At 38.8% G+C, this 255-nt stretch carries 1 protein-coding gene; it reads left to right on the forward strand.

Going from position 1 to position 255, the window contains the following annotated elements:
- A partial coding sequence (locus AC0C45_RS30230) for a DDE-type integrase/transposase/recombinase (RefSeq protein ID WP_472929335.1) occupies positions 1 to 255 on the forward strand: 255 nt, incomplete at both ends.

Raw genomic sequence — 255 nt, forward strand, 5'->3', positions numbered from 1 at the left:
TCGGTGACATTACCTATATCCCTACTCAAAAGGGTACTTTATACCTTGCGGTATTTGTGGATATGTACTCGAGAAAAGTGAGTGGCTGGTCTATGAGTACACGGATGAAAGATTCTCTTGTGATAGATGCTTTTTTACAAGGATATAACAAAGAACATCCTCCAACAGGATTAATTATCCATACAGACCAGGGATCCCAATATACGGGTAGTAATTTTCAAGCCATACTGAAAAAGTATGGTGCTGTTTCAAGTG

It is taken from the genome of Priestia sp. VA7, from assembly GCF_055710015.1.